This is a genomic window from Pirellulales bacterium (assembly GCA_035939775.1).
Lineage (GTDB): Bacteria > Planctomycetota > Planctomycetia > Pirellulales > DATAWG01 > DASZFO01.
In genome coordinates this window covers 1-16,649 of sequence record DASZFO010000083.1, presented here as the reverse complement: position 1 = coordinate 16,649, position 16,649 = coordinate 1, and the positions used below count along the sequence as shown (strand labels likewise).

Here is a 16,649-nt window from a genome sequence, read left to right as displayed (position 1 = left end):
GCAGTGGCACCCGGCGACGATCTTCTTAGACAAGCGGGACCAGAGAGCCGAACCTGGAAACTGACTTGCTCCATTACCTCCGTTTACTCCTGGTGCGTTTTTCAATGAATGGATTGCCGGGCGTTGCCCATTATGCGATATATATGTACAGTAAACGAGGGCCGGGCGTTACGAAATTGACGGTGCGCCATGAACCATTCCTTTCGAGCGGCGCCGGCGGGTCGCGGGTCGCACATCAATCCGCCGAATAGGTTCGATAAGGTGCATTCCGAGCCGGACTTGGAGCAATGCGAGCATGATGATGAGCTGCTTGCGGAACTCGATCGGCCGCCGACGGAGTATATTCCGGATCAGTCCAAGTCGGTCATTTCGGAGAACGACAGCCCGGACATTTCGTTCCGCTTTAGCCTGAATCCGTATCGCGGCTGCGCTCATGGCTGCTCTTATTGCTATGCTCGGCCGACGCACGAATACCTCGGCTTGAGCGCCGGCTTGGATTTCGAGACGAAGGTGTTCGTCAAGCACAATGCGCCGGCGCTACTCCGCGAATTCCTTTGCCGCCCGGCGTGGCAGGCCGAAACGATTGTCATGTCCGGCGTGACCGACGCTTACCAACCGGCCGAGCGTGAATTTCGAATCACGCGCGGTTGCCTGGAAGTGCTGCTGGAAGCCCGCCAGCCGGTCGGGATCGTCACGAAGAACGCACTCATCACGCGCGACCTCGATATCCTGCGCCAAATGGCGGCGCTCGGGACGGTTCACGTCGCGATGAGCGTTACGACGCTCGACGCCGAGTTGGCCCGCACGATGGAACCGCGCACGAGCACCCCCGCGGCGCGGCTTCGAGCGATTTCGGCGCTTGCCGCGGCGGGCGTGCCGGTGCGCGTGATGACGGCCCCGATCATCCCGGGGCTGAACGACCGCGAGATCCCGGCTCTGTTGAAAGCCGGCGCCGAGGCTGGCGCCACGGCCTCCGCATATACGCTCGTCCGCCTGCCGCTGACCGTGAAGCCGGTGTTTCTCGAATGGCTGGATCGCGCGCTCCCCACGAGCCGCGAGCGGATCGAGCACTTGATCCGGGCGACGCACGATGGGAAGCTGAGTAACTCAGAATTCGGTCAGCGGATGCGCGGCAAAGGCGAGATCGCCGAGCAGATCCGGCGCGTCTTCCATGTGTTCGCGGCGCGCTACAAGCTCGCCAACGATCTGCCCGAATACAACCGCACGGCCTTCCGCCCGCCGCAGACGGCCAATGGACAAATGCAATTGTTTTGAGGCGCGCAACCGATTGGTAGCCCCCATGTCTCTCTTTGAAGCTGCAGAAACTGAGAATCTTCGTCAGGCCCAGCCGCTCGCGGCGCGGATGCGGCCGGCGACGCTCGAAGAGTTTGTCGGCCAGCAGCATTTTCTTGGCGAGGGGAAGCTGCTCCGGCGGCTGCTGGCGGCCGATCGTCTCGGGTCGGTGATCTTCTACGGCCCGCCGGGGACGGGAAAGACGACGCTCGCCAACCTGTTGGCCGCGGCGAGCCGCAGTCAGTTCCGCCAGGTGAGCGCGGTAACCAGTGGGGTGAAGGAAATCCGCCAGATCTTGGACGAAGCCCGAGACCGGCTCGCGGCGAGCGGGCAGAAAACGCTCCTGTTCATCGACGAAATCCACCGCTTCAATCGGGCGCAGCAAGATGTGCTGCTCCCTGACGTGGAGGAAGGGATCGTGATTCTGGCAGGCGCGACAACGCAGAACCCATTCTTCGCCATCAATAGCGCACTGGTCAGCCGCAGCCGCGTGTTCGAGTTCAAGCGGCTCTCGATCGACGAGATCAAGACGGTGATTCGCCGAGTGCTTGCCGATCGGGAGCGAGGCTTGGGAAAAGAGGACGTGCGTTTGCACGACGACGCGCTCGAATTTCTCGCTCAAGTGAGCGATGGCGACGCGCGTCGAGCGCTCAGCGCGCTGGAGGTTGGCGTCCTGTCAAGTTCCGAGCGGCCGCTCGATTTCACGCGGGCGCTGGCCGAGGAATCGGTGCAGCGCAAGGCGGTCGAGTACGACAAGCTGGGCGACGCCCATTACGACTCGGCCAGCGCCCTGATCAAGAGCATCCGCGGCAGCGATCCGGACGCCGCCCTGTATTGGCTTGCGCGAATGCTCGAAGGCGGCGAGGACGTGCGGTTTCTCGCCCGGCGGATCGTGATCCTGGCGAGCGAAGACGTGGGAAACGCCGATCCGCAGGCGCTTCCGTTGGCGGTAGCGGCGATGCAGGCCTGCGAGTTCGTCGGTTTGCCGGAATGCCAGTTAACGCTCGCCCAGGCGGTCACTTATCTCGCTTGCGCGCCCAAGAGCAATGCGGCCACGATCGGTATCGGCGAGGCCCTGACCGACGTTCGCGAGGGGCGGCTCTTGCCGGTGCCCGTTCACCTCCGTGACAAGAGCTATTCGGGGGCAAAGCGCCTAGGACACGGCACCGGCTACGAATACGCCCACAACGCCGAAGACGCCGTCGCCGCGCAAGATTATCTCGGCGTCGAACGCGAATACTACCGGCCGGTGGCGCGCGGATTCGAGCAGGAATTAGCGAAGCGATTGGAAACGATTCGAGCGAAGCTGCGCGCGGGACGCTCTTCCGCCTGAGATTAAAGCGTTCCCCCATCGTCGGGCTTCGACGACCGCTCGACGGTCTCGCTTGCTATTTCTTCTTCGACCGCGACCCGACTTGAATGTACGCCACCTGCTCTTTGCCGTCGCGGGTGTCGAGGTTGAGTGTTACCTCCATGCCGACGGCCACGTCGCTCAAGCCGCCGGGGGCCAGGTCGAAGTGCGCCCGTGGTCCATTGCCGAAGAGCTTGAAGACATTGCAATCTTTTGCCAAATCGAATTTCTGCTGTTTGTCATCGATCGTGAGCGCGATGGTTAGCTTTTCGACGTCGAGCGCGGCGACCTTGCCCAAGACGACGCGGCCGAGTTGCTTCCTTTTCTTCGCCGGCGATTCGATCTTGATGCGTATCGCGCGCTCCTCGCCGTCGATAAAGTCGGTGGTCGCGGTTACATCATCGCCGATCGCGATCGCTTTGAGTCCGCCAGGGGCTTCGTCGAACCCGGCCTTCCTCCCGCTGCCGACGTGCCGGTAGACCTTGGCGTCCTTGCTGATGTCGAAGATTTGCTCGGCGTCGTCAGTTTTGATGGAAATGGTTCGCTTGTCGGGATCGATGGCGGTGACTTTGCCCTTGATGTCCCTTGCGGCAGCGGCGTTGGCAAAGAGCGACACGATCAGCGCTGACACCGCGAGACAGTTGCGCGACATAAGAGCCTCTTTTCCCGGCGACGTTTTGCCCCCACTTTCCTTATACCGCCTGCCGCGCCGCTTGGCGAGCGCCGCGGCCCAAACTGCTCTTTACGCGTCGGCGAGCCGCGCCGCCGGAACGGGGAATTGCTCGCAAAGGTCGAAAACGTCGCTGCGGAGTTGCTCATGCAGATGCTTGTCGCTCGGCGACTTCAGGGCTTTGAGGATCCAACCGCCGATCGTGCGCATTTCACCGGCGCCCATGCCGCGTGTCGTCAGGGCTGGGGTGCCGATACGGATGCCGGAAGGGTCGAGCGGCTTGCGCTCGTCATAGGGGATCATGTTCTTGTTGACGGTGATCCCGCAATGGCCAAGCGTTTCCTCGGCCAGTTTGCCGGCAATCCCCAGCGGGGTCACATCGACGAGCATCAGATGGTTGTCGGTCCCGCCGCTCATCAGGCGCAGCCCGCCCGACGCAAGCGTCTCAGCCAGCACGCGCGCATTGTCGATTACGCGGCGAGCGTATTCGCGAAACTCCGGCTTGAGCGCCTCGCCGAAACAGATCGCCTTGGCGGCCACGATGTGCATTAGCGGCCCGCCTTGAATGCCGGGGAAAACGCTGCGATCGAGGTCCTTCGCGGAATCGGTCTTGCACATCGCCATCCCGCCCCGCGGGCCGCGGAGCGTCTTATGAGTCGTGGTGGTCACGAAGTCGGCGACCGGCACGGGATTGTCGTGCAGCCCGGCCGCCACGAGTCCGGCGTAATGGGCCATATCGACGAACAGTTTCGCACCAATCTCGCGGGCAATCTCGGCGAACCGGCCGTGCGGAATCTCGCGCGGATAAGCGCTCGCCCCGGCGACGATCAGCTTCGGCTTGTGCTCGCGCGCTAGTCGGGCGACCTGATCGAAATCGATCCGGTGGGTGTCGCGGGTCACACCATAGCTGACAAAATGGTAAAGGATGCCGGAAACATTGAGCTTCATCCCGTGCGTGAGATGGCCACCGTGGGCCAAGTCGAGGCCCAGCACCGTATCGCCCGGCTGTACGGCCGTCATGTAAACGGCCATGTTGGCCTGGCTGCCGGAATGGGGCTGCACGTTGACGTGCTCGGCGCCGAAGAGCTGCTTCGCGCGATCGCGGGCCAGATTCTCGACGACATCGACATGCTCGCAGCCCCCGTAATACCTCCGCCCCGGATAGCCCTCGGCATATTTATTGGTCAGCACGCTGCCGGCGGCCTGCATGATAGCGGGGCTGGTGTAATTCTCGCTGGCGATCATCTCGAGGCCGTCCTGCTGACGATCGATCTCATCTTCGATGGCGACCCAGACTTGAGGGTCTTCTTGCTCGATTAGATTCATGCGGAGGGGACTCGGCGCGGAGGCTGTTTTGAACTGGGGCAACTCTGGAAGCATTGTTCTATGAATGATCTGAGATTTCAACCGCCGAAGCAAAGTCAAAACAAAACGGTCAACGGTAGGTAGTCAGAATCCAGCCAATTCCAAAGGCACAAACGCCGGCGGCGAGCATTTGAAGCATTCTTCCCACCGAGATTGAGCCGCTTAGCTGCATCAGGCTCGCCAGAGGCAGGATGACCAGCCCGAACATTTGTAGGACGCGACCAAGAGAACGCATCGGGCAGGTGGCGAAGGGACAAGTGGCAATTGGCGAGTTGACGGCACTAACCGAGGGGCGTCCGTCGCGGGCGATCGGGCTTAGAGCCTATCCGAATTCCGCCGGGGACTGTCCCCCTCTCCGCAGGCGGTATTCGGATAGGCACTTAGCACATCGCGGACGCCCCGCGGCCGAATCGATGGCACGACCGTCACATTCGTTCGCATTTTATAGAATTGCCCATTCTTTGTAAGAGTTAATCTCAACGCACGCCTCTTTCACCGCCGATCTCACGTCTTAGCCGTAACGGTTCCGCTAGACAGGGAAAGGCGCATGTCTCCGATCGATTTTCAAATCCAAAACGCACTTGAGCAGAACTCCTTTTTCTCCGCCCACAAACTGCGATTCGAAACGAGCCAGGGGCGCGTGACATTGCGCGGCACGGTGCGGTCGTATTATCACAAACAGATGGCGCAGGAGTCACTGCGCAACCTGGCGGGAGTCGAAGAGATCGAAAACCGTCTTGAAGTGAGCTGGGCGTAGCCCATACGCCGGCGTTTCGATCCAAACGCCCCGACTTTCTTGCCGCTCACCACGCGCCGCTCCGCGAATCACCGCGGATGCGGTCGCGAGGCCATGACCGCTTCTTCGCGGTCGCGATAGTTCGGCAAGACCGCGTTCAAGCGGCTGGCCAACAGCACTTCGTGGTTGTGCGGCGAAAGACCGCAAACGCGAAGCAATCCGTCGTGGGCGTGGACCCGTTTGGCCAACATCACCAATTGCCCGATGACGCAACTGCGGAGCAGCCGAATCTGATCGAGTTCCAGCACGACTCGATAGACAAAGCTCTGCTCCAAGATGGCCCAGATGGCCTCGGCCAACGGCGGGGCATCGTCCCACATTCCGTCCGGCGGATTCACCCGAATAAATATCCAGTCCGGACCCCGTTCGACGTCCAATTTCAGACCCGATGAGGTATCCAACATGGCCGATCGCTCCTTTTCCCTCTGGCCGTGAGAGGTGCTCCCCTTAACCCGTTATCATAAGCAATTCAGATGGCAATGCAACGCTTTTTGATACAAGCGTTACGACTCGTCGAGTTTAAACCATTGCCAAGACCCGGAATACTGCAAACTGTGAGGTTTTTTTGTTCCGGGACAACCCCCGTTTTCCCGGCTGAACGCCTTCAGACCGGTCAAAATGACATGGTGACAAGACGAGGGGGTGACAACGCGAGGTCAAAATGTCATCTTGTCACTTCGTCGTCATGTCATTCCATTGCGGAAACCCTGTAACCATACGAGGTCCAATTATGTCACGCTCGGGTGCCGTTACATTTAAGGGAGCGCCGATGACGCTGGTGGGAGAGGCCGTCAAGGTCGGCCAACCCGCCCCCGATTTCACCGTCTTCTATTTCGAAGGGGGCCTGAAACCGATCAAGCTGAGCGACCTCAAGGGGAAGCCGTCGTTCATCAGCGTCGTCCCGTCGCTCGACACGGGCGTGTGCGCAACTCAGACGAAGAAATTCAACCAAGAATTGACGGCGCTGGGCGACCGCGTGAATGCCTTGACCGTGAGCCTCGACCTACCGTTCGCCCAGAATCGGTTCTGCGGGGCGGAAGCGATCAAGTCGATGCGCGTCGGCAGCGATTATCAGGACCGCAACTTCGGCAAGAATTGGGGGATGCTCATCGACGAATTGAAGCTCTTGGCTCGCGGCGTGTTCGTCCTCGACAAGGACGGCAAGGTGGCGTATTCGGAATTGGTCAAAGAAGTGACCACTGAGCCGAACTATGATGCGGCACTAGCGGCGCTGAAGAAGCTGTTGTGACGGTGGACTAAACTCTGGTATGGGATTGCGGCGTCACGCCGGTTGAAGGAGCTTTCCGATCTCGACTCGCGCGGCGGCCAGCGCTTCGGCGAGCTTTTCGGGATGACGGCCGCCGGCTTGGGCCATGTCGGCGCGGCCGCCACCTTTGCCGCCGACGACCTCGGCGGCCGAACGGATCCATTGCCCCGAGTTCAAGCCGCGCTCTTCCAGGTCGTGGGTGATTCCGGCAACGATCGTCACTTTTTCGTCATCGTGGCTGGCCAGCATGACAGCGATCGGGCTGGTCTTTTTTCGCAATTGATCGATCAACTGCCGCATACCTTGAGCATCGGCGCCGGGAGTTTCGGCGACGACGATCGGCACGTCGCCGATTCGGCCCGCGTCGGCCAATAGCTTTTCGGCGGAGAATTCCGCGGCTCGCGGGCCGGCGGAAAGCTGCTTCTTCAACTCGCGCACTTCTTTCACCAGCGCGGCCGCGCGGGCGGGCACCTCGCCGACCGGCACGCGCAGGGCCGCGGCCGTTTCCGCGAGCGCCTCTTCCGCCTGCCGGAGCCGCTCGAGCGCTCCCTGGCCCGTTACGGCCGTGATCCGTCGCGTGCCGGCAGAAACGCTTTCCTCGCCGACGATATGAAACAGGCCGATCTGCCCGGTGTTGTCCACGTGCGTGCCGCCGCAGAGTTCCTTGCTGAACCCGCCCATCGAGACCATTCGCACGACGTCCGGATATTTTTCGCCGAAGAGCATCATGGCACCGGCCTTGCGGGCTTCGGCAATCGGCAAGTTCGTCCAACCCACCGGATCGGCCGCGACGACGCGTTCGTTCACTTCCGCCTCGATGCGCGCGAGCGTCTCCGTCGCCACCGACGACGGATTGGCGAAATCGAACCGCAGCCAATCGTTATCCACTTTCGATCCTTGTTGCTGGGCATGGCCGCCGAGGTATTTTTGCAGCGCGTAGTGCAGGACGTGCGTGGCGGAATGCGCGCGGCGAATGCCAGTCCGCCGGGCGACATTCACGCGCGCGGTCACGGCGGCGCCGAGTTGCAAGCGCCCCTTGCGGAGATGGCCGACGTGCAAGATGAAGCCGTCCTCCTTTTGCGTGTCGAGCACCTCGAAGCGAACTCCGGGACCGTCCAACTCGCCCGTGTCGCCGACTTGGCCGCCGCTTTCGCCATAAAACGGCGTGCGGTCAAGCACGATTTTGATCGGCCGCTCGTGGCCATCTTCGCCGATCGTTTCCACGAGATGGTCTTGCGCCAGGATGCCGACGACCTTTCCCTCGGCCTCGACCGTTTCATAGCCCAGGAACTGCGTGCCGCTCATCGCTTTCTTGAGCGGATCGAGCGGCCCGGTCTTGAATAGCTCTTTGCGAGCGCCGCCGCCGGATTTCTTGCCGTGCTCATCCATCTCGCTCTGAAACCCCGTCCAATCGAAGGTGAAGTTGTGCTCTGCCGCGAGCGTCTCGAGCAGCTCGGGCGGGAAGCCGTGCGTCGTATATAGCTCGGCTGCCTCGTGGCCGGAGACCATCGCCCGGCCACTCTGCCGCGTGGCGTCAAAAAGCCGTTTGATCCTGTCCAGTCCGCCGTCGATCGTCGAGAGGAAATTCTGCTCTTCAGTCTTGATGACCCTCGCGACGCGATCGACTGTGTCGGTCAACTCTGGATACGGCTGCTTCATCATCCGAGCGACGACCGGCACGAGCTGATGCAGGAACGGCTTGTGAACGCCCATCTGATGCCCATCGAGCACGGCTCGCCGCAATAGCCGGCGGACGACGTATTTCTGCTTCTCGCTGCCGGGATAAACCTCTTCATGCACGGCGAAGGTGCAAGCCCGCACGTGGTCCGTGATCCGCCGCAAGCGGCGGCCGTTTTCGCTCTGCGGGTCGTATTTCATTCCGCAGACTTCGCCGGCCGCCTCGACGATTGGCCGCAGAATATCGATGTGGTAGTTGGTATCGACTCCTTGCAGCATCGACGCCGTGCGCTCCAGGCCCATGCCCGTGTCGATATTCTTGCTTGGCAGCGGGCGAAGGTTATCGGGCGGATCGCCGACACGATTGAACTGCGTGAACACGAGGTTCCAGATTTCGACTTCGCCCCCCGTCGGCGGATGGTAGAAGATTTCGCTGCACGGCCCGCAGACACCGTCGGGGCCCTGGCTCGGAGAATTGGCCGGCCAGAAGTTATCGTTCTCGCCGAACCGCTGGATGCAATCGGGCGTGAGCTTGATTTCCTTGTACCAGATGTTGTAGGCCTCGTCGTCGTCGAGATAGACCGACACCGTGAGCCGATCGGCTGGGATGCCGAGCCATTTGCGATCGGTGACGAATTCCCAGGCCCAATGGATCGCCTCGCGCTTGAAATAGTCGCCGAAGCTGAAATTGCCCAGCATTTCGAAGAACGTGTGGTGGTATGCCGTCCTGCCGACGTTGTCGATATCGCCGGTCCGCAAGCATTTCTGGCAGGTGGTGGCGCGAGTGAATTCCAGCTTGACTTTGCCGAGAAAATGGTCCTTGAACTGGTTCATCCCGGCCGGGGTGAAGAGCACCGAGGGGTCCCAGCGGGGCACGAGCACGTCGCTCGGCCGGCGGCGGCTCCCTTTGCTCTCGAAGAACGAGAGGTACTTTTCGCGCAATTCGTCGGTTTTCATAAGTCGAGTAGCAAGCTGAGGAAACGTCGCAACGTGAAACGGCCCATCATAACGGTTTCATTTCCGCGGGACTAGGTTCGCGCGAATCCTACGCAGGATGCCACGAAACTTGGCGTGGAGGGAAGCGACTTTGCCATTCGGCAAACAAGCTCAGCAGCGTGAGAAGTACGCTGACTCACAGTCGGCATAGATGCCGAAGCAAGGTTGGCAACAGAAAGGCTATCATCCCAATCGCCAGCAGCAGCCACGTGGAAGGTTCGGGCACGGAAGACAGACTGGTGACTGGGTTAACGGCGTCCCGTGCCAGTCCGGCGAGGCTCGATCCGCGTGCCGGTGAGCCGGCGGACACAAACAAACTCGATGAGTTCGGCGTGCCAGTGGCAAAGGGGGCCGTCGGCGCAAGCGAGCCTGCCAACGCCAAGCTGCTCGTCTCGGCCGTTGGATTGCCGCTCGCGTCCGAGGCGTCGATCACGACGGTGGCTGGAGAGCCCGCCGTTCCGCCGATCACCAGGGCGCCGGCCGTAATGTGATTGGCCGTGAGGCTCGCGCCGGCGTTGACTTGCACTTTGCCCGAGCCGTCTATGCCGCCAACTTGCTGATTGCCGCCCGAGACCAGCACGCCTGCCGCCGCTGTGCTGGTGTTTGTGATATCGACGCGATGGCCAACGATCGCCGTGCCGAGCGCCGAGACGGCGCCGGCAAGTTCCAAGACGCCAGCGCCCGAGACTGCCGAAGTGACTCCGCTGCCGACGCTTGCCGAGCCGGAGGCAACATTGATTCTGAGCGTACCACCGCTGACGTTCAGGGCGGTGTTATTGCCGAGCTGAGGGGCGGCGGTAAGGATCTCCGTTCCGCCGCCCGACTTCACCAGCGCCGCGCCGGATGCAGGCGAGCCGCCAGCCGCCAGCGCCACGCTGCCGGCGAAGGTCGCGCTGCCGGAAGCCTGATTTGCAGTGAGCGTCTGGCCGGCAATGACGTTTACAGTCGCGGCCCCGCCGGCGCCGGAGACGCTCCCAGAAAGTGCGGTCACCGTCTGACTATTCTGAAGGTTGACGACCGAAACATTGCCAGCCAGACCATCCACTTCGAGCAATCCGGTTCCAATGCTTCCGGTGCCGGTGACCGTCAGCGTGCCCTGGGAGACGATCGTGCCGCCGGAGTAGCTGCTGGGCGTGTCAATCGTCAGCAGGCCAGCGCCGGTCTTGGTCAGGCTATGGCTGCCGCCGCTCTCGCCAATGCTGCCAACGCTCACCAACAGCGACGTGTTCGTCGCCGTATTGAACGATGTATTCTCCGCGAGTGTGAGGTTTGCAAAGATCGTCTGCGGCGCCGTCACGCCCGCGGCCACGCTCACGGTGGCGCCGGCGCCGCTGTTGTTGAGCGTGATGCCGTGTCCTGCGATACCGTCATTGCCCAGGATGTAGCCGGTTCCATTGGTATTAGCAAACACAAGCGCCCCCGCGACATCCGCTCCATCTGCCGTCACGGTGACGTTCGGGGCGTTGACGACGTTCGACATGCCGTTTCCAAACGTGGCGGTCAGGGCGACGCCGTTGGGCAATAAGGCAGGGCTCCACTTCGTGTTGTCGTTGTAGTTGCCATTGCCGTTGAAGTTCCAGACGGCGGAGCTGACGATCCGGGCGACGACGAGATCGACCTCCTGATTAGCGATGACGTTAATCGTGTATTTGAAATTGCCGGCCGTGTTCGTGCCGATGCCGAACTGGTTGGCGGTGGGCGCGCCGCTGGTGAACGCATACAGGTCGTAGGTGCCCACTTGGGCCGTGCCGGAAAGATCGACGGTGTGGGCACCGTTGACGGTCAGTCCGCCCCCGATGATGTTGACGAAGGCGGCTGCCGCGCTGCCCGAGCCGTTCGGCGCACCAAGAGCGAAGTTCGCGAGCGAACCGCCCTGCAGCGTCATGCCGTTGGTAACGGTCAAGGTCGTACCGCTTCCGCCGGCGATGGCGCTGCCGGCGCTAACAGTTAGGTCGCCCGCAACCGTTCCGGCGCCGGTGAGCGTTTGAGCGATCGCGCCCGCGCCGAGAACCAGACTCCCATTGGCCAATCCGGTGACATCCAGACGCCCGCTGCTGCCCACGGCAATGAGCGGCGAGCTGGGGATATTATTGGTGCTGCCATCGGCCAGCCTCAACGTGCCGCCGCTGACGGTTGTGTTGCCGGTGTAGCTGTTGGCGGCGGCCAAGACAACCGTTCCCGCGCCGGAGTTCGTGATGCCGAAGCCGCCGCTGACGGCCCCTAACGTCAAACTGCCAAGGCCGGCGCCGTTGTTTGCGACGTTGAAAGTGACGTTTGAATTGAGCGTGGTCGCGCCGAGCGTCAATCCAAAGGCTTGTCCGGCGGGCGCGGTAGCGGCGGTGACGTTGAGCGTGGAAGCGGCGCCTCCATTGACCGTCAACGTTCCCATGCTGAAGTTGGAAGTCGTAGCGGTGGCAGCGAGGTCGATTGTCGAATTTGAGCCGGCCGAAAGCACGACGTTGTTGCCGTACGACGCGGTCGCACCAGTGGGAATCGAATAGACAAAGTTGCTGATCTGTTGGATGGAGACAGCGCCTCCGGTCGCCCCGCTGAACCCGATATAGGCCGAGTTGCCGCCAAGGACGGTCGCCAGATTGACGCCGGGATAGGTGGTGCTGAAAGTGGCATTTGTCGCGACGTCGGTGTCGGTTTCTGCGATCACGTTGGTCGTCGGATTATAGGACAGAACGACATGGATGGGATCGCCGCTCCCGACGTTCACCGGGGCGGTCGAGTTATAGGTGCCGGTCGTTCCGTCCGTGACGAAGTTGGTGCCGATGACATGGCCATTGTAGATATTTATTTCCTGCGCCGCCGCGGGCGTGATCCCGTTATATCCGAGCGATCCGCCGGCTCCGCCGAGTGCCGAGGGGCCGCGCGAATCGTTCTGAAGAATGAAAGCCACACCGTCGGCCCCAATGGTTCCCGAGGGGGTGTAGGTGAAACTGGCGGTGAAACCCGTCGATCCGATCGCCATCGGCTGAGGCGTATTAAAAAAAACCGACCGCGCTTCACCGCCGCCGTTGTCGGTCAACTGAAGGACATCGGCCGAGGGGAACGGCGCGCTGGCGATTCCGGCGCTGTTAACCGTCCAGCCGGCGCCGTTGCCGCCAAAGCCCACCACTGCATACGCCGACGGAGTGAGCCGCAGGCGTCCCGAATTCATGATGACGGTCCCGGTTCCGAGCGCGCTCAGCGAACTGAACACAGTCGTTCCATTATTGAACACGGCATTGCCGCCGAACGAGCTGTTGAGCGTGGAGATGTTCAAGGTTCCCGTGCCGCTCATCGCCAGTGTGCCGTTGCCGCCGATAGCGCCTGTGCCGCTGGAAGGATTTGGAGCGATATTCGAATTGCCGGGGCCCGCAACCGTCAGCGTCGCGCCGCCTGGGATATTGATGCCGCCATTGAGCGTCAACTGGTCGCCATTGGCGGTCGAGCCGGAGAAGATCGTGGCGGCGCCGCTGGCGCCGACGCCGATCGCGCCGGAATATGTGTTCATACCGGCGAGGCTGCTCAAGGCGCCAATGGGGTTACTTGCCACCCCGGAGCCGTTGAGGGTCAGGGGAACTGTGCCCAGCCCGTTGGTGAAGTTGCCATACGTTGCCGCGACGCCGCTGACAGTGGGCAACACCAAGGCCGCGCCGGATGCGACGGTCGCACCCGAAGAGTTGCCCAAGCCGTTGACGTTTTGCAGAACGAGGCTACCAGAATTGATCGACGTTGCCCCGAAAAATGAATTCGCGGTGGTAAAAGTCAACGTGCCGCCACCCGCCTTGACGATCGACCCCGAGCTGCCGGCGTCCGCGATTGGATTAGTGCTCACGGTCGTGTTGCCGGCCCCGGCAAAGGTCAATGTAGCGCTGCCGAGGTTGATTCCGCCGATGAGCGTCAAGCCGTCGCCGGCGGCAGTCGAAATCGCGGCAATCGTCGCGGCGGCGCCGAGAGAAATCGGGCCGCTATACGTGTTGTTTCCAGTGCCGCTCGCGAGCGCGCCGGGATAGGCGGCCGTCCCCGCGCCGCTGAGCGTCAAGCCGATCGTGCCGCCGCCGTTCTGCTTGCCGCCGAAAGTGAGAGGGCTGCCGCTGGCGGCTTGTTGCAACAGGATGGCGCCGCCGGTCCCGAGGACCGTCGCGCCGGAGCTGTTCCCCAACGCCGTGGCGTTTTCCAAAGCCAAAGTTCCGAGCGTGACGCTGATTGGTCCGCTAAAGGTGTTAGAACTGGTCAAGAACACAGAGCCCCCGACGCTTCCGTTGCCGGCCAGTAGCAGCGGGGTCGGGCTGGAACTGTCGGCAATTGGTCCGCCCGTGATCAAATAATCCACGCCGCCGTTGGCCGCGCCCGTATTATCGAACTCGATGCTCGCGGGTTGAATGCCGCCGGATTGAACATTGACGGTGGCATTGCCGCTCGTGTTGGGTACAAGCGCGTTGGTGATCGGATTCTTGTCCTGGAACCTCACCGCACTAGCGGTCGTGAAGTTGACCGCCGCGGGAACTTGGTTGGACCAGTTGTTCGTCGCGGTGTCCCAAGTGTTGGCCGGCGCTCCGTTGCCATTGAGCCGGCCGGTCCAGGTCAATTGCAAGATCGACACGATGAGATCAATCTGCTTTTGCGCCGAATTATTGGCAAGTGAATACACGTACGTCCCCGGCTGGGGCAGGCTCGCCCCGAGCGTCATACTGCCGCCACCGCCGTTAGTGAAGTTCAGCATCGTCCCGGATGGGGCGGTCGTCGTCAACGCGGCGCCGGTGTAGCTGAATAGATCGTAGGTCCCTCCGATTGTGGGCAGGACGCTTGCGCCGCTGAGATTGATCGTATGAGCGCCGGTGATGCTAAGGCTGGTTCCGCTCACGCTGCTCGTGGCAATCATGGCGCTGTTTGTTCCGTTCGGCGAAGCGCCGAGCGTGAAGTTGGAAATGGATCCGCCCTGAAGTGTCAGCCCGCCGCCGGTGAAGAGTTGCGTGCCGCTTGCGCCGAGAATCGTGCCGCCGCTTTTGATCGTGGCCGCACCGGCGACAATGCCCTGCGAAGCGCCCGCGCTCTCGGCGAGAGTGCCGCCGCTATTGACATTCACCGCAGCGTTGCCCGTGGCCGAGCCGCTGGAATTGCCGACGCGGAGCGTGCCGCCATTCGGGCCGCCCGACGCCGGACCCACGTTGATCGCCGAACCGGCGACCATCGAGCCGGCATAACTCAGCACGACGGTTCCGGCATTTCGAAACGTGACTGTGCTGGCATTGCCGTTATCGTTGAGCGGACCAAGGTAGAGGGCGCCAACGCCGCTGCCGTTGTTGGCCACGTCGAAAGTGTATTGGTTGGTGCCCGTTCCGCCGCCGGTCAACGCGACGCCGCTGGATAGGACAACGCCGGCGCCGCTCGGCGGCGCGCCGGGATAGGTGCCCAAATATAGATTGTATGCGGCATTGGCGCCCGTGCTGCCGCCGGTGATCGAGAGCGTGACCGGTGCCGTGCTGCCGGTGTTGCCGATGCTTACCGCGCCGGAGAGCGTCGTGGCCGACGGCCCCGTCACGTCGATTCCAGAACTGGCCGTGACGCTGAGGTTGTTGTTGTACGCGGGCGAGGAGATTGCACCGCTCACGCCAAAAATATTGACTCTGGCCCCCGAACCTCCGTAGCCGAATGTAATGGAGCTGATCGGCACGTTCTGGTCGGCGACCGGTACGGCGAAGTCTTGTTCGAACATCTTTGGATTGGAGTTCGTGCCACTGAACGCGCCGTTGTACCGTCCCAGTCCGGCGATTGCCCAGCCGGTGCCCGTCGTGGGAAAGCCAGCGCTTCCGGCGTTAGCAAACCAATCGTATGTGGTGATCTGATTGGATGCGTTCACGGTGGTTCCGGGTTGGGCCATCGAGCTATTGACAACCAGGCTCGTTCCGTTGTTGAAGTTCAGCGTCATCGTGTAGGTGCCGATGCCGGCGGCCCCGCTTCCTACCGTTGAAAGCACGCTGATCGTCTTAAACGCGGCCGGGTTCGTTAACGCGAGCGCGCCGCTGGTCTCATTGATCGAAGCGCCGATAAAGTTATTGAAAGTGCCGTTGCCTAGTTGCAAGACATTGAGTGCCCCGGCTGTAGTCGACCCAAAGGGTTGGAGCTGAAATGTCGTGTTCAGGCTCGGAAAGACGGTGCTGGGAGACCCCGTCTGGTTGATTTGGCTGGCGACGCTCACGATCGTTCCGCCGGCGGCCAATCCACTACCGGCAACGGAACCGGGCGTGGCGGCCGCATAGAAGAAGAAATTGTTGCCGTCCAGCCCGCCCGCAGTCTGTTGACCCCAAGCCGGAGCCGCGGCCCCATTGGCGGCGGTCGGCGCGGTTTGTCCAAGGGCCCAAATCACATCTTGGTTCCAGCCGGTCCCGGCAATCGGAACGGAGCCGGGTGACACGCCCACTGCCTGAAGTCTGCCTCCCGAGAGCGTAACGCTGCCGGTTCCGAGAGCGGCGTTGTTCGCGACGGAAATCGTGGTCCCAGAGCCGGCCATGGTCCCACCGCTATAACTGTTGTAGCCGCTTAAAAAGAGCGAGCCAGTTCCCGAAAGGTTAATGCTTCCGGGGCTCGTGCCATCGGAGGTGTTGGCCAGCGTCAGCGTGGCCTTCCCGCCCCCCGCGCTATTAGCGAGGTTAAAGGTCACCGCGCCCGAAAGTGTTGTATTTCCAAAGGCCAGGCCGTAGGCCAGACCGGCGGCATTGACCGTGGTGGCGGTAACATTAAGCTGCGAAGACCCGCTGCCGACGGTCAGTTGGCCCATTGCGACTGTTGGATTGTTCGAGGTAACGCCGGCGATGTCGATTGTCGTGGCGACGCCTCCAGCGAGATTCACGTTGTTCGCGTAGCCGCCGCCGGCCGCGTACGAGAAATTGCCGATCGTCTGGGTCGCATTCGAAGCTCCGGTCGAGCCGGTGAATCCGAGATACGCGGCGCCGTTTCCCAGCACGTTCGCCAAATTGATGTTATAGGCTGTCGTATAAGTGTTGGCCGCATTATTCGCGTCGACAATCTTTTCTGACAGAGTGCCGCTCAGATTGCCGGCGCTCGGCGGCGCGTAAGTGAGGGTCACGTTCATCGGGTCAGTGTTGGCCCCGAGGAACGCGACCGGAACGAATAGCTGCTGGGCGGCCGTGTTATTCGATGCGCCATTATTGGTGTAGAGATTGTTCGTGGCGTTCGTCGTAACCAAGTTCACTCCAGGCACCCCACCGTTCATGGCCAAGCC

General features: G+C 61.9%; 9 protein-coding genes. 4 read left to right on the top strand and 5 right to left on the bottom strand.

The genetic code is table 11. The annotated features are described in order from the left end of the window. Positions 1 to 189: 189 nt before the first annotated feature. Together VGY55_04755 and VGY55_04750 are read left to right on the top strand one after the other, a co-directional pair. Positions 190 to 1,275 carry a PA0069 family radical SAM protein gene (locus VGY55_04755; protein ID HEV2969279.1) on the top strand — a complete coding sequence of 362 codons (1,086 nt, stop codon included), beginning with the start codon at positions 190 to 192 and terminating at the stop codon, positions 1,273 to 1,275. A gap of 25 nt (positions 1,276 to 1,300) precedes the next feature. Next, on the top strand, positions 1,301 to 2,626 hold the full coding sequence (locus VGY55_04750; GenBank protein ID HEV2969278.1) for a replication-associated recombination protein A: 1,326 nt from the start codon (positions 1,301 to 1,303) through the stop codon (positions 2,624 to 2,626). 55 nt (positions 2,627 to 2,681) lie between these two features. Here the strand turns inward: VGY55_04750 and VGY55_04745 are convergent, their stop codons facing one another. After that, on the bottom strand, positions 2,682 to 3,296 hold the full coding sequence (locus VGY55_04745; protein HEV2969277.1) for a hypothetical protein: 615 nt from the start codon (positions 3,294 to 3,296) through the stop codon (positions 2,682 to 2,684). A 90-nt stretch (positions 3,297 to 3,386) separates the two neighbouring features. Beyond that, on the bottom strand, positions 3,387 to 4,640 hold the full coding sequence (glyA, locus tag VGY55_04740; protein ID HEV2969276.1) for a serine hydroxymethyltransferase: 1,254 nt from the start codon (positions 4,638 to 4,640) through the stop codon (positions 3,387 to 3,389). A 586-nt stretch (positions 4,641 to 5,226) separates the two neighbouring features. Between glyA and VGY55_04735 the strand changes: the two genes are divergently transcribed. Then, positions 5,227 to 5,436 (top strand): BON domain-containing protein, encoded by a 210-nt coding sequence (locus tag VGY55_04735; protein ID HEV2969275.1) that lies wholly within the window; start codon positions 5,227 to 5,229, stop codon positions 5,434 to 5,436. Positions 5,437 to 5,504: 68 nt separating this feature from the next. On the opposite strand, the gene VGY55_04730 is transcribed toward VGY55_04735, so the two are convergent. Then, complete coding sequence (locus VGY55_04730) at positions 5,505 to 5,879, bottom strand: STAS domain-containing protein (GenBank protein HEV2969274.1); 375 nt, start codon at positions 5,877 to 5,879, stop codon at positions 5,505 to 5,507. A 326-nt stretch (positions 5,880 to 6,205) separates the two neighbouring features. On the opposite strand from VGY55_04730, the gene tpx reads away from it, so the two are divergent. Continuing rightward, on the top strand, positions 6,206 to 6,724 hold the full coding sequence (gene tpx, locus VGY55_04725) for a thiol peroxidase (protein ID HEV2969273.1): 519 nt from the start codon (positions 6,206 to 6,208) through the stop codon (positions 6,722 to 6,724). Between the two features lie 33 nt (positions 6,725 to 6,757). Here tpx and alaS read toward each other — a convergent pair whose 3' ends face one another. Together alaS and VGY55_04715 are read right to left on the bottom strand one after the other, a co-directional pair. After that, the gene (alaS, locus tag VGY55_04720; GenBank protein HEV2969272.1) at positions 6,758 to 9,376 is read right to left on the bottom strand and encodes an alanine--tRNA ligase; all 2,619 of its coding nucleotides are present in this window, start codon (positions 9,374 to 9,376) and stop codon (positions 6,758 to 6,760) included. Between the two features lie 175 nt (positions 9,377 to 9,551). Then, positions 9,552 to 16,619: an autotransporter-associated beta strand repeat-containing protein gene (locus VGY55_04715; protein HEV2969271.1), complete on the bottom strand. Its 7,068-nt coding sequence runs from the start codon at positions 16,617 to 16,619 to the stop codon at positions 9,552 to 9,554. Between the last annotated feature and the right edge of the window lie 30 nt (positions 16,620 to 16,649).

Excerpts from the sequence above, each read along its gene's own strand:
- VGY55_04745 (HEV2969277.1), bottom strand. The coding sequence starts at position 3,296 with ATGTCGCGCAACTGTCTCGCGGTGTCAGCGCTGATCGTGTCGCTCTTT.
- VGY55_04755 (HEV2969279.1), top strand. The coding sequence starts at position 190 with ATGAACCATTCCTTTCGAGCGGCGCCGGCGGGTCGCGGGTCGCACATC.
- glyA (HEV2969276.1), bottom strand. The coding sequence starts at position 4,640 with ATGAATCTAATCGAGCAAGAAGACCCTCAAGTCTGGGTCGCCATCGAA.
- VGY55_04735 (HEV2969275.1), top strand. The coding sequence starts at position 5,227 with ATGTCTCCGATCGATTTTCAAATCCAAAACGCACTTGAGCAGAACTCC.
- VGY55_04750 (HEV2969278.1), top strand. The coding sequence starts at position 1,301 with ATGTCTCTCTTTGAAGCTGCAGAAACTGAGAATCTTCGTCAGGCCCAG.
- alaS (HEV2969272.1), bottom strand. The coding sequence starts at position 9,376 with ATGAAAACCGACGAATTGCGCGAAAAGTACCTCTCGTTCTTCGAGAGC.
- VGY55_04730 (HEV2969274.1), bottom strand. The coding sequence starts at position 5,879 with ATGTTGGATACCTCATCGGGTCTGAAATTGGACGTCGAACGGGGTCCG.
- tpx (HEV2969273.1), top strand. The coding sequence starts at position 6,206 with ATGTCACGCTCGGGTGCCGTTACATTTAAGGGAGCGCCGATGACGCTG.